The following is a 13,148-nucleotide window of genomic DNA, read 5'->3' on the forward strand; positions in this document are numbered from 1 at the left end:
AATTTATTAGGGGGTTCAATCATGGCAATGAAAAAATCAATTCGTTTAGGTGTTTTATCAGGAGCATTAGGTCTTGCTTTAATTGGCGGGGGAACATGGGCTGCATTTAATGATGTTGAGACGGCAAACGCGGTCTACTCTACAGGAGAGCTGAATCTATCTGCAAAAGAGAATTCCGGCGCCATCAACCTTGCGAACATAAAACCCGGTGACCGTATAAAGAAGGAATTTAATTTTGAAAATAAAGGGTCTCTTGCAATTAATCAAGTGCTGATGAGTCTTGATTATAGCCAGTTTCAAGATGGAACATCAGCGAAAAATGGCGGGAAGAATACAGCTGAAGAATTCCTCAGCCAATTTCAGGTGAGTGTTCTAACGGTTGGAGCCGAAGGTGGGAATGGATACCCGAAAAATATTATTTTAGACCATGCAAACCTGCTTGACCTGCATCTATTAACGTCAAAGCAGGATCAGACCGCATTTGAAAAGCTTCGTCATGCCGTCGATGAGAAGTTTTTACATGAAAGTGGTAAAATTAATGTTGCCACCGTTGATGGATCAACAGCTCCAGAGTATGACGGCATTCCAAAGAATCCGTTTGATTACGATAAAATGGAAATGATCATTGAATTTGTCAATGACCAGACGAAGGATAAAGCGGGTAACTATATCCAAAATAAATACCAAGGCGATGCGATTCAAGTTGATCTTTCCTTCGAAGCGACTCAGTGGAATGGTTTAACGATCAATCCAAAAAAGCATACGGATGAAAAAGGCTACGTGAAAGAAAACGAAAAAGCACACAGCGAAGATAAAAAATAAAGTCAGTCTTTAGACTGATAACAAGATCTGCATAGCAATTGGAGGAGTATGCGCTAAAATATGCGCATTACTCCTCTTCTTGCTTTTTTTTCCAGATTTGATAATCTAAAAATTCACGAAATTGCTTTTTCGAAACCCCTGATGTCATTGCATCTCGAACTAGTTTTTCCCATTCACTATCTAATTGACCATCGTATTCGGTTTCATCATTTTCGTTTAACAGTGTATGAACCGAGACGTCCAGAACAGCGGAGACTTTTTCAAGAAATTGAATGGAGGGGTTTGTTTGCAAGTTTCTTTCTATTGAACTTAAATAAGACTTCGCTACCCCAGCCTTTTCGGCCAGTTCTGATAGTGAGTAGCCTTTTTCATTGCGGTATTGTTTAATACGCTGGCCAATCAATGTCATCACCTTCCTTTCGATATTATAGCACATTCAGAAAGGTTTGATAGAATGACTTCTTGCCATAGGGGGAGACTCAGAGGACTTTTCGCGTGATTTGAGAAAATGACGGACTTCTTCTACTGTTAGTCCTGCTTTGCGCGCTTCGCGTAATAATTGAACCCATTCACTGTCTAATAACTTCGTTTTCTTTTCCATACAAATACCCTCCTAAAATACTGAATCGTGTATTTCAGGCACTTAACGCATGAAATGGAAAAACACAGGTGATAAGACCTCATAGATTGCTTGCGTCATGTTTCCGCCCAATACAAACAGACAAACGTTGCTTTTGATTGATCGAAAATTTGATATCACTTGAAAGGGAGGGAGACTCGCTAAGTCAACCTCCTCTTTTTTGCTGTAAGTAAAAAAGTCCGCCATTTTCAATCGTAAGACTGATTTTTGGTTCGTATAAAGTTTTAAGTGCTTGTCTTTCTATTTCATATTCTACAGATGTGTCTGAAGTCCCTTCATAAAATTGGTTTAAAAGTTCCGAGTCTTCTTTCCACTTTTGAACAGCTCTTACCGCCCAATCATCCGGCTCTTCATTGGCATAACGTTCCATCAGGCTGTAAAGCCGTTTGACGCCGCTCTCTGGCTTAATCATCGTACTCATTGTAAAGCAATAATCAGGAATTTGAGACGATAGCTCACACGCTTCCAGCTTCTCTTGAAATTGTTCGATGACTTCTCCGCGTATTAGATGAAGTCCAAGAGACAGCAGTTTATCTTTTTTACGGTCTGCCAGATAGGATATTTTGACATTGAGACCAAGCCACGGCTCCAGTGCGATCTGGCTGTTTGTGAGCGGTCTGACTTTTTCGTACAGCCGAATAAAACGGCCTTGCTGTTTCACAGCCTCGAATATTTGGAATAAACGAGGGGAGCCGAAGTGGACAAATTCTCCTTCGACCGAGTCATCAGCTTTTTTTTGATCGGTGATCAAAGTCAATTGCCGTGGCTCAGGTACGCCTCCCGTTTTTTCGAGCCAATGCCAATAAAAAGGACGGTTCATGATCAATTTATCCATTTCGATTGTCAGCTGTACGGTCATGTGCCCTGCACTTTCTTCAAGTATGTCGCATTGATTTGCCTGAAAGAAACGGAGAAGAAATGTGTGAATCTCGCGCTGCTCCATTGGTCAACTCTCCTTTATGAACCTTGCTGTCTTTCTTCTAAAAGCGGTGTTTGTGCTTCTGTTAAATAGGAAGCAAATTGGGTTAATTTCTTTTTCATGTCTACGTCAGACTCGTGCTGGAAGAGAATTTGATGCAATTCTGTTTCAGCATCTTGGATATCAATTCGGGTTAAAATATCATCTAGATCGCCAATGACGTTTTTAAACAGCTGAATTTTTTCATATAAAAGTTTTAAAATATGTTCTTCGACTGTCCCGCTTGTTGCCATATTGTAAATGTGGACATCCCGCTCTTGACCGAGCCGGTGAATACGTCCAATTCTTTGTTCCAAGCGCATTGGGTTCCACGGAAGGTCGTAGTTGATGATTTGGTTGCAAAATTGAAGGTTGATCCCCTCGCCGCCTGCTTCTGTTGCGATGAGCACTTGCGCCCGCTCTCTAAATAAATCTTTCATCCAGTCTTTTTTACTACGTTTAAACCCGCCTCGAAAAGGAACCGAACTGATGCCGTTTTGCTGGAGAAACCATTGCAAATAAATTTGTGTCGCACGGTATTCAGTGAAGATAATGACTTTTTCATTTAATTGCTGAATGAGTTTAACGACTTCAAGTGCTTTAGAATTTTGTTCTACCTGGTTGATTTTCTCCATGATTTGCATCATCGCAGAAGCGCCTAGAATGTGTTTTTCCTCTTCTTGCATTTTTTTGATGGTCATATAGACGGCCTCACGGCTCGAACAGCATTCTCGTTCTAAGGTCATAATTGAAAACATGTGCTTCGTATAGGAAGGGTTTTCTTTTAACTGACAAATTTCATCATATAATGCTTGTTCTGTTGGGGAGAAATCAATAGAAATTGTCTTCACATGACGCTTTGACCACTCGATGCCAGTGTCTTGTCTCCGGTTCCGAATCATGACTTTATTGACTAACTGTTTTAGCCGGTCATGGTCTTCAAGTTGAAGATCTTTTTTGGCAAAGAGGTCTTTAAATTGTGTTTCATTACCTAAATGGCCTGGCTTCAACAGAGAGACGAGATTAAAAATTTCTCCTATCCGATTTTGGATAGGTGTGGCTGTGAGCAGTAGGCAGAACTTTTTATTCAAATTTCTCACAAACTCATAGTTTTTCGTTTTATTGTTTTTCAGTTTGTGTGCTTCATCAATAATGACCATATCGTAGGAGATGGATAAGATCGTGTCTCGATGCGGCTGTCTTTTGGCTGTATCAATTGAGGAAACCACAACATCGCACTGCTCCCACACATAGCTCTTCTTTTGCTCGACAGCATCTATGTAAAATTTCGTCCGCAGTTCTTGTACCCATTGGGACACAAGGGAGGCGGGTACGAGAATGAGAATCTTTTTGGCAAGTCCGCGAATCATGTATTCTTTGATAATCAGTCCTGCTTCAACGGTTTTTCCAAGACCCACTTCATCTGCTAAAATGGCTTTCCCATTCATCTCTTCTACGACTCTTCTAGCGACTTCGAGCTGGTGTTTTAAAGGAGTAAATGCAGGCAGGTGCGCAGGTGCTTGCAGTCCTTCAAATGAATCAATGGCTGTCACTTTTTGTACCTGTGCTGCTAAACGGTACATATCCCAATTCGCCCAGGGACCGTCTGCTGTAAGCCGCTTTTGAAATTCACTTGCCCATTTTTGATCAAATATCGTTTGAATATTCAATGTGACCGCCTGCCTTTCTGGTAGAGTGATGATAAAATCGTTCTGTTTTTAAACGCTTCATTTTTTGATAGCGATTTAAAAGATGTTATATATCAATAAAAGCGAACGATAATGAATGATTATTTTAAAAATGTTAATGATTTTTCTGTTGCTCTTCATCCATTTCTAATGGTAGGATGTTGGTAAGTGATCTAGAGAATAAGTCACCCATTTTGATAGTATGTCCAATAAAGGTGAAGAATATGAGCGGATGATGGTATGGGGAGAGACCTAGCGGTTATTTTGCACTGACAGGCGCCGAAGGAGCAAGCTGAATTGGTTCAGTGAATCTCTCAGGCAAAAGTACTCTTACCGGACGCAACTCTGGAGAGTGTTTGCGCAGCGATTTTTAGCAAACCACCAAAGGGGAAAACGCACAATGATGTTGTGCTGTAAACTTTCAGGTGCAAGGACAGAGACTTCTTTTTGATAAAAGGGAGCGCTCTGTCCTTTTTTGCTGTGATTTTTTTCTGAAAATTCAGCTTGTGATGTGCACTGTAAGAAAAAAGGGGGAAACGATTGATGTTGAAACGAACACCGCTTTTTCATGCGTATGAAACGTTTGGCGCAAAAACCATTGACTTCGGGGGCTGGGAATTACCTGTCCAATTTTCTTCCATTAAAGAAGAACATGAAGCTGTTCGAACAAAAGCAGGGCTGTTTGACGTGTCTCACATGGGTGAGGTGGAAGTCACAGGTCAGGGAGCTCTTCCTTTTTTACAAAGGTTATTAACCAATGATCTGTCAAAGCTGACAGACGGTAAGGCACTATATACAGCCATGTGTTATGAAGATGGCGGAACGGTGGATGATCTGCTCGTCTACCAAAAAGAAAAGAACAACTATTTGCTTGTGATCAATGCTTCAAATATTGAAAAAGATGTGGATTGGCTGCTGAAACATCAAGGTGGGGAAGATGTTTCGATTAAAAATGTCTCTGATCAAACCGCCTTGTTAGCCCTTCAAGGACCTCTTGCTGCTGACATCATCAAAGATGTTGCGGATGAAGAGGTAACATCACTGAAGCCATTTACATTTTTATCAAAAGCAATCATTGCGCAAAAAGAGGTGCTTGTCTCAAGAACCGGCTACACAGGAGAAGATGGCTTTGAAATCTACTGCCAGTCAAAAGATGCTGTTCACCTTTGGACCGCTTTATTAGAAGCAGGACAGCCGAAAGGACTGATTCCATGTGGACTCGGTGCACGTGACACCTTAAGATTTGAAGCAAGACTCCCGCTTTATGGCCAAGAGCTCACGAAGGATATTTCTCCTTTAGAAGGCGGCATTGGTTTTGCTGTTAAAACGGATAAAGAAGCAGATTTTATCGGAAAAGATGCACTTAAAAAACAAAAAGAAGAAGGACCAAAGCGAAAGCTTGTCGGGATTGAAATGATAGATAAGGGGATTCCGCGGACAGACTATCCAGTCTTCTCAGGAGATAAGCAGATTGGTTTAGTCACAACCGGTACACAATCTCCAACATTAAAGAAAAATATTGGGCTTGCCTTGATTGAAACATCAGAGGCGCAGCTTGGGACAGAAGTGGAAGTGCAAGTTCGCAAAAAACGTCTAAAAGCCAAAATTGTCGCCACACCATTTTATAAAAGAGCCAAATAACGAGGAGGAATAGAGGATGAAGCACAGGTATTTGCCGCAAACAGAGCAAGATCAAAAAGAAATGCTGGATGTCATCGGTGTTCAGTCAATTGATGAGCTTTTCTCAGATATCCCAGAGAAAGTCAGATTCAAAGGTGCGTACAACATTAAAGAAGCCGCATCAGAAACAGAGCTAGTGCGGGAATTGTCTCGTCTTGCTGCAAAAAATAAAGATACAGTGGCTTATGCCTCGTTTTTAGGTGCTGGTGTGTATGATCATTACCAGCCTGTGATTGTCGACCATGTGATTTCACGTTCTGAATTTTATACAGCGTACACACCTTATCAGCCTGAAATTTCTCAAGGTGAATTGCAAGCAATCTTTGAATTTCAAACAATGATTGCTGAGCTGACCGGTATGGATCTTGCCAACTCCTCGATGTATGATGGCGGAACGGCATTAGCTGAAGCGGCGATGCTGGCTGCAGGACATACAAAGAAGAAAAAGGTTGTGGTCTCTGAAACGGTTCATCCTGAATCAAGAGCGGTGCTGAAAACATATGCGAAAGGACAGCATATTGAAGTCGTCGAGGTACCTGCGCGAAAAGGTCAGACCGATCTAGCTGCATTAGAAGAAGCTGTCTGCGAGGAAACAGCAGCGGTCCTTGTACAATACCCAAACTTCTTCGGTGTTGTTGAACCGTTAAAAGACATTGAACCGATTGCACATAAAGGGAAAAGTTTATTCATCGTCTCAAGCAACCCGCTTGCACTTGGTTTACTGACACCTCCAGGAAAGCTTGGGGCAGATATTGTCGTTGGTGATGCGCAGCCATTTGGCATTCCAGCTGCATTTGGCGGACCTCATTGTGGATATTTTGCTGTGACGAAAAAATTAATGCGGAAAGTGCCGGGGCGTTTAGTCGGGCAAACAGAAGACGAGAACGGTGTGCGAGGATTTGTGCTGACCCTTCAAGCGCGCGAGCAGCATATCCGAAGAGACAAAGCGACTTCAAATATTTGTTCGAACCAAGCATTAAATGCGTTAGCCGCTTCTGTTGCGATGACGGCGCTTGGGAAAACAGGTATCAAAGACATTGCCTATCAAAACGTACAAAAGGCCCATTATGCCAAGACGCAGGCAGAAAAACATGGGTTACAGGCTGAAATAGAGGGCGCTCATTTTAATGAATTTGTGTTGAAACTGAATGAACCTGTGAAAGAAGCGAATGAGCGATTGCTTGAAAAAGGAATCATCGGTGGATATGACTTGGGACGGGATTATCCAGAGCTTCAGCAGCATATGCTCGTCGCTGTGACAGAACTAAGAACAAAAGAAGAAATTGATACGTTCATCAAGGAATTGGGGGATCGTCATGAATAAACAAGATCAGCCGCTTATTTTTGAATTATCCAAAGAAGGAAGAATTGGTTACAGCCTGCCTGATTTAGACGTACCTGAGGAGAAGCTCCCAGATTTATTTGATGAAACGTATATCCGCCATGAAGATGCGGAGCTGCCAGAGGTTTCTGAACTGGACATTATGCGTCACTACACAGCATTATCTAGGCGTAATCACGGGGTCGATTCTGGCTTTTATCCTCTAGGCTCTTGTACTATGAAATATAATCCAAAGATTAACGAAAAGGTGGCACGTCTTGCAGGTTTCTCGCATGTGCATCCACTTCAAGAGGCAGACACTGTGCAAGGTGCATTAGAGTTACTTTATGATTTAGGTGACCATTTAGAAGAAATTACAGGAATGGACGCCGTGACATTACAGCCTGCGGCAGGAGCACATGGCGAATGGACGGGGCTCATGATGATTCGTGCATACCATGAAGCAAGAGGAGATCATAAACGAACAAAAGTCATCGTGCCTGATTCTGCTCATGGAACAAATCCCGCATCTGCAACCGTAGCTGGATTTGAAACGATTACGGTGGCATCTAATGAACATGGGCTTGTCGATTTAGACGACCTGCGCCGTGTTGTCAATGAAGAAACGGCGGCTCTCATGCTCACAAATCCAAATACACTCGGCCTTTTTGAAGAAAATATTTTAGAAATGGCTGAAATCGTCCACGGAGCAGGCGGGAAGCTTTATTATGATGGAGCGAACTTAAATGCTGTATTAAGCAGAGCAAGACCTGGGGATATGGGATTTGATGTGGTTCACTTAAATCTTCATAAAACCTTTACAGGTCCACACGGAGGAGGAGGCCCTGGTTCAGGTCCAGTTGGCGTGAAAAAGGATTTGATTCCATATTTGCCAAAGCCAGTGCTTGTGAAGAAAGATGATCGTTATTTCTTTGATTACGATCGTCCAGAATCCATCGGCCGTGTGAAACCGTTCTATGGGAACTTTGGTATCAATGTCAGAGCGTATGCGTATATCCGCTCTATGGGACCAGACGGCTTAAAGGCTGTAACTGATCATGCGGTGTTGAATGCAAACTATATGATGCGCCGCTTATGTGTTCATTATGATCTGCCATTTGACCGCCATTGTAAGCATGAATTTGTCCTTTCAGGTAAACGCCAAAAGAAACTAGGTGTGCGGACACTTGATATTGCCAAACGATTACTTGATTTTGGCTATCATCCGCCAACGATTTACTTCCCGCTAAATGTAGAGGAATGTATCATGATTGAACCAACTGAAACAGAATCAAAAGAAACCCTCGATGCATTTATTGAAGCGATGATTCAAATCGCAAAAGAAGCGGAAGAGAACCCAGAAATCGTACAGGAAGCACCACATACAACCGTTGTGAAACGAATGGATGAAACAAAGGCAGCACGGAATCCAGTGCTAGTTTTTGAAAGAAAATAAAAAGACTCATGGGGGCAATAGCTCCCAGAGTCTTTTTTGTTAGTTCTTTGTTTTAATGCGGCCGCCCCATTTTTTAAAGCCGCCCTTTAAATTATAAATCTCACGACAGCCATTTTTACGTAACGTTTGAGCAGCCTTTCCGCTTCTCAAATTATTTTGGCAATAGAGATAAACAGGCTTGTCAGGGCGTATTTCATTTTTGCGCTGCTTTAATTGTGAAAGGGGAATGTTTCTTGCGCCTAAAATATGTCCACCTTCAAACTCATTTGGTTCTCTCACATCAATGAGTTGGGCTTTGCGGTAACCTTTGATAAATTCTGCTTCCGTCAGCGTTTTCATTATGCGCTGCTGATAAATGTAACTGCCGATGGAATAAAGAACGAAAAGTCCACAAAGTGAGAGGACGATATAGTTGAATATTGGCAATACGACTCGACTCCTTCTTGAGCATCAGCACAGTCACCTGTCTGATGGTACGTTTTAGACAAATACTATTATAGTAAAGCAAAAGAAACTTGTCATCATAAATGGTAAGAATTATTTTCAATTCCTTCCCTATTTGATAGACTGATGAAGAGAGAAAATCGGTGGTCACCACCATTATCTAACATTGACTACGTAAAAGAGAAGGGATTTTATATGCAAAAAGAGAAATGGTGTTTCATTGATACAGGAAACCAAGACCCTGCCTTTAACATGGCAATGGACGAGGCCTTGCTTTATTGGCATAGCGAGAAGCTGATCCCGCCTGTGATCCGTTTTTATGGTTGGAATCCAGCGACATTATCTGTTGGATATTTTCAACATGTTGAAAAAGAAATCAACATGGAAGCGGTTGAGCGCTATGGTCTTGGATTTGTTCGCAGGCCTACAGGAGGCCGCGGCGTTCTTCATGATCAGGAATTGACCTACAGTGTCATCGTGTCAGAAGAGCACCCAGAGATGCCGGCGACGGTGACAGAGGCATACCGCGTCATTTCAGAAGGGATTTTAGAGGGCTTTAAAGAACTGGGACTCGATGCGTATTTTGCCATTCCTCGTACAGAAAAAGAAAAAGAAAGCTTAAAAAATCCAAGATCGTCTGTATGTTTTGATGCGCCTTCATGGTACGAGCTTGTTGTAGAAGGCAGAAAAGTAGCAGGCAGTGCGCAAACAAGGCAAAAAGGTGTGATCCTCCAGCATGGCTCGATTTTAATTGATCTTGATGAGGATAAATTGTTTGATTTATTTCTGTATCCAAATGACCGGGTGAGAGAGCGGATGCAGCGCAGCTTTAAAAACAAAGCGGTGGCGATCAATGAAATTTCAGATCGAACATGTACGATAGACGATGCGCGTGTTGCATTTAAACGAGGGTTTGAAAAAGGATTAAATATCGAGCTTGTGCCTTATGAGCTGACAGATGAAGAGTTGGCATTTGTTCATCACCTCGCCAAAACGAAATACGCCACAGATGATTGGAATTACAAGCGTTAAGACGAAGGACTCTTCTTGTTTTTTAATGGGCGATGGTGTAGAATTGTTATGATTATTAAGTAAAGGTGCATTTTGGAGGGGTTTTATGACTACACCTAGTATGGAAGATTATATTGAACAAATTTATATGCTGATAGAAGAAAAAGGATATGCAAGAGTATCTGATATTGCAGAAGCCCTCGCTGTCCATCCCTCCTCTGTAACAAAAATGGTTCAGAAGCTAGATAAAGATGAATACCTCATTTATGAGAAATATCGTGGTCTAATTTTAACCCCGAAAGGCAAAAAAATTGGAAAACGTCTCGTATACAGACATGAACTGCTAGAGCAATTTTTAAGAATCATTGGTGTAGATGAAGAGAAAATTTATGATGATGTAGAAGGTATTGAGCATCATCTCAGCTGGAACAGCATTGACCGCATCGGCGACCTTGTCCAATTCTTTGAAGAAAACGATGAGCGATCCGTTCAGCTGAAAGCGATTCAAAAGAAAAACGAACAAACAAATCAAGAATCTTAAGAAAAAGGACACCTGTCGAAGGGTGTCCTTTTAAATTGTTGACAAAGGGGTAAAATGTACTTTATTTTAGCTCTTTGTCTTCTTTTCAGCGTGAAAGAAAACCTTTGCAGTCTAAGAAGGACGAGCATCGGAGCGGAGCGAATTTGACATTCGTAAGCACCGGAGCGCAGGACTGACACCGAATGCGAGGGTTTGTCTACACGCTGAAAGGACACCCTTAGCATGGGTGTCCTTTTTGAATATAGTTCTAATGAAAGGCAAATGCTCCTACACTATTAATAGTGTGACAGAAAAGGGGGCTCCTTGATGAAGATAGATGGTGTGTTCTCAGGTGGAGGCATTAAGGGTGCAGCACTTGCAGGCGCCTATGAAGCGCTTGAAGCAAGAGGGTTTCAATTTGTCCGTCTCGCTGGAACAAGTGCGGGAGCGATCATTGCTTCACTCATCGCAGCGGGTTTTACGAGTCAGGAGATTCGGGAGCTGTTAGACGAAATGGATGAGCATCAATTGCTTGATCGAAGGTGTCAATTCATTCCGTTTAAAATGCTCAGGTGGGTGTCTATTTATTGGCGTCTTGGCCTTTACAAAGGTGACCGTCTAGAAAAATGGCTGACAGACGTGTTAAAACGAAAAGGCGTCACCGTATTCGGGGATCTGAAAAAAGATACGCTCAAAATCGTCGCTTCTGATTTAACAAATGGCAAAATCCTTGTCCTTCCAGATGACCTTCCTTCCTATGGGTTAAATCCAGAACGGTTTTCTGTCGCCAGAGCCATTCGGATGAGCTGCAGTCTGCCGTATTTTTTCGAACCTGTCAAACTGAGGTCTTCAAAAGGAATTTGTACCATAGTGGATGGCGGCGTGCTCAGCAACTTTCCGATTTGGCTTTTTGCTGAAGAGAAAAAAAGACCGTTTGTCGGTGTCACATTAACCCCAAACGAAAAAGAACGCCCTCAACATTCCATCCGCAATGCGTTTGAACTGTTTGGCGCTCTATTTGAAACGATGCGTGGTGCTCATGACGAAAGACATATTGCCACAAAACACGAACGTCATATTATTTTTATTCCTGTAGAACACGTCATTGCCACTGATTTTCAGCTGATGACAGAAAAGAAAAAGGCGCTCGTCGATCTAGGCAGACAGAAGGCCGAGCAATTTTTAAAGAGCTGGACATTTTAAAATAAGGCGCGATTTTTCTTTTTGTTTTTCTTGCCTTCAATGACTGTCAAATGTGTTTGGCTTTTCTTTTTGAGAAGGACGGGCTTAGACTTGTGGTCAGTCGGCACGCTTCGCAAATGAGTGACCCGGTTTTTCATCTGGCTTTTCGTTTTTGGTTTAGGCTGCTGGTAGCGACGTTTTGATTGTTTGACTGCTTTACGATAAAGATTTCCTTCTGTTCCAGTTCTTCGATTCATCAGCCATCTAAATAAGAAAAATAGAACCGCTCCAACGATCACAACTGATAGCAGCATTGTAAAGAGTCTGCTTGGATTCGTTGTGAGTAAATACACAAATCCCAAAACACCTAAAGCGAAAATAATGGTAAAAGCAGGATGTACTCGGCGATTCATAACTGTCCACCTCCGAAAGAATTTACCGGATTTATAAACTAGATCACTTGATGAGAAGAATCTGATGCTTGTTTCGCAGATGCTTCCTCTAAACGAAGAAGTTCATTAAAACTTGCAATGGCTACCTCGACTTGATCATCAGAGGGTTCTTTTGTTGTGAGCAATTGCAGCCAAAGGCCAGGATAGCCAAGCACTTTAAGCACTGGCACGTCACGGAGTTTGTTTGTGAGCTGAAGCACTTCAAATGAAATGCCCAGAACAACCGGAATAAGCGCCAAGCGATTCAGAACTCTCACCCATAAAGGATCTGTCGGTACGAGTAAATAGACGAACATGCCGACAATGACAGTGAATAAAATAAAGCTGCTGCCGCATCGATAATGCAGGCGAGATTGGCTTTGGACATTTTCCACTGTGATGTCAAGATTCTGTTCATAGCAGTTTATGACTTTATGTTCTGCCCCATGATATTGAAATACCCTTTTAATTAAAGGGGTCATGGAAATAAAGTAAATATAGCCTAATAACAGGATCAATTTAAAGAATGTTTCCACTGCAATTTGTGCGAAGTTTCCAGAAAACACCGGACGCACAAGTTCAGCTAAAAAGACAGGCACTAAAGTAAAGACAAATTTACTAAAAAGAAGAGAGAGAACTCCGATCACAGCAATGCCGAAGATCATTGATAATTTCGAGCTTTTTTGTTCTTTTTCAAGAGAATGATCTTCAGAAGGATCTAAGTCATAGCGCTCGCTGGAGAAGTTTAAGTGCTTACTGCCGTTTGCGCTTGCTTCAACAAGTGCAGCAACACCCCTGACAAAAGGGATTTTCTTAAGAAAGGCGGTTCGTTTATTGGAGGTCCGGGGAAGCTTTAAAAACTCAATCGACTCATCCTTACGCCGAATCGCTGTCACATAGTTCATTTTACCTCCGAACATGACACCTTCCACAACTGCCTGCCCTCCATATGCTGGAGGTTTTGTTTGATTGGACATATTTCATCAACCTGCCTG

General features: G+C 42.1%; 14 protein-coding genes and 2 riboswitches. Of the genes, 7 read left to right on the top strand and 7 right to left on the bottom strand.

Annotated elements, in window-relative coordinates; translation table 11 throughout:
- The first annotated feature begins 21 nt into the window (after window positions 1-21).
- Entirely contained in the window at window positions 22-822 is an 801-nt protein-coding gene (tasA, locus tag FBF75_RS12840; RefSeq protein ID WP_008342195.1) for a biofilm matrix protein TasA, read from the top strand.
- 67 nt (window positions 823-889) lie between these two features.
- Here the strand turns inward: tasA and sinR are convergent, their stop codons facing one another.
- The 4 genes from sinR to FBF75_RS12860 form a co-directional block, all read right to left on the bottom strand.
- A complete protein-coding gene (gene sinR, locus FBF75_RS12845) occupies window positions 890-1,225 on the bottom strand; it encodes a transcriptional regulator SinR (protein ID WP_017357978.1) in 336 nt (111 codons plus the stop codon).
- 33 nt (window positions 1,226-1,258) lie between these two features.
- A complete protein-coding gene (locus tag FBF75_RS12850; protein ID WP_008342197.1) occupies window positions 1,259-1,423 on the bottom strand; it encodes an anti-repressor SinI family protein in 165 nt (54 codons plus the stop codon).
- Between the two features lie 184 nt (window positions 1,424-1,607).
- Window positions 1,608-2,405, bottom strand: a complete 798-nt coding sequence (locus tag FBF75_RS12855) for a YqhG family protein (RefSeq protein ID WP_136944814.1) — start codon at window positions 2,403-2,405, stop codon at window positions 1,608-1,610.
- Between the two features lie 14 nt (window positions 2,406-2,419).
- Complete coding sequence (locus FBF75_RS12860; RefSeq protein ID WP_136944815.1) at window positions 2,420-4,090, bottom strand: DEAD/DEAH box helicase; 1,671 nt, start codon at window positions 4,088-4,090, stop codon at window positions 2,420-2,422.
- 250 nt (window positions 4,091-4,340) lie between these two features.
- A riboswitch (glycine riboswitch) is annotated at window positions 4,341-4,448 on the top strand.
- 3 nt (window positions 4,449-4,451) lie between these two features.
- Window positions 4,452-4,547, top strand: a riboswitch (glycine riboswitch).
- 104 nt (window positions 4,548-4,651) lie between these two features.
- Here FBF75_RS12860 and gcvT point away from each other — a divergent pair.
- The 3 genes from gcvT to gcvPB are packed head-to-tail and all read left to right on the top strand — an operon-like array spanning window position 4,652 to window position 8,565.
- Entirely contained in the window at window positions 4,652-5,749 is a 1,098-nt protein-coding gene (gene gcvT / locus FBF75_RS12865) for a glycine cleavage system aminomethyltransferase GcvT (RefSeq protein ID WP_136944816.1), read from the top strand.
- 16 nt (window positions 5,750-5,765) lie between these two features.
- Complete coding sequence (gcvPA, locus tag FBF75_RS12870) at window positions 5,766-7,112, top strand: aminomethyl-transferring glycine dehydrogenase subunit GcvPA (protein WP_025207616.1); 1,347 nt, start codon at window positions 5,766-5,768, stop codon at window positions 7,110-7,112.
- Window positions 7,105-8,565: an aminomethyl-transferring glycine dehydrogenase subunit GcvPB gene (gene gcvPB / locus FBF75_RS12875; RefSeq protein ID WP_136944817.1), complete on the top strand. Its 1,461-nt coding sequence runs from the start codon at window positions 7,105-7,107 to the stop codon at window positions 8,563-8,565. Before gcvPA ends, gcvPB begins: the two co-directional genes overlap by 8 nt.
- 39 nt (window positions 8,566-8,604) lie before the next feature.
- Here gcvPB and FBF75_RS12880 read toward each other — a convergent pair whose 3' ends face one another.
- Window positions 8,605-8,985, bottom strand: a complete 381-nt coding sequence (locus FBF75_RS12880) for a rhodanese-like domain-containing protein (RefSeq protein ID WP_024718853.1) — start codon at window positions 8,983-8,985, stop codon at window positions 8,605-8,607.
- Window positions 8,986-9,204: 219 nt separating this feature from the next.
- Between FBF75_RS12880 and FBF75_RS12885 the strand changes: the two genes are divergently transcribed.
- From FBF75_RS12885 to FBF75_RS12895, 3 genes are all read left to right on the top strand, one after another.
- The gene (locus FBF75_RS12885; RefSeq protein ID WP_017357972.1) at window positions 9,205-10,041 is read left to right on the top strand and encodes a lipoate--protein ligase family protein; all 837 of its coding nucleotides are present in this window, start codon (window positions 9,205-9,207) and stop codon (window positions 10,039-10,041) included.
- 85 nt (window positions 10,042-10,126) lie between these two features.
- On the top strand, window positions 10,127-10,561 hold the full coding sequence (gene mntR, locus FBF75_RS12890) for a transcriptional regulator MntR (protein ID WP_003215946.1): 435 nt from the start codon (window positions 10,127-10,129) through the stop codon (window positions 10,559-10,561).
- Window positions 10,562-10,867: 306 nt separating this feature from the next.
- Complete coding sequence (locus FBF75_RS12895; protein ID WP_008342205.1) at window positions 10,868-11,743, top strand: patatin-like phospholipase family protein; 876 nt, start codon at window positions 10,868-10,870, stop codon at window positions 11,741-11,743.
- Here the strand turns inward: FBF75_RS12895 and FBF75_RS12900 are convergent.
- Both FBF75_RS12900 and FBF75_RS12905 read right to left on the bottom strand, forming a co-directional pair.
- The gene (locus FBF75_RS12900) at window positions 11,740-12,135 is read right to left on the bottom strand and encodes an SA1362 family protein (protein ID WP_007501201.1); all 396 of its coding nucleotides are present in this window, start codon (window positions 12,133-12,135) and stop codon (window positions 11,740-11,742) included. The genes FBF75_RS12895 and FBF75_RS12900 overlap by 4 nt on opposite strands.
- A gap of 38 nt (window positions 12,136-12,173) precedes the next feature.
- Entirely contained in the window at window positions 12,174-13,130 is a 957-nt protein-coding gene (locus tag FBF75_RS12905; RefSeq protein ID WP_046527015.1) for a DUF1385 domain-containing protein, read from the bottom strand.
- Window positions 13,131-13,148 lie beyond the last annotated feature (18 nt).

This window comes from Bacillus sp. S2(2019), assembly GCF_005144805.1.
Taxonomy (GTDB): Bacteria; Bacillota; Bacilli; order Bacillales; family Bacillaceae; genus Bacillus; species Bacillus altitudinis.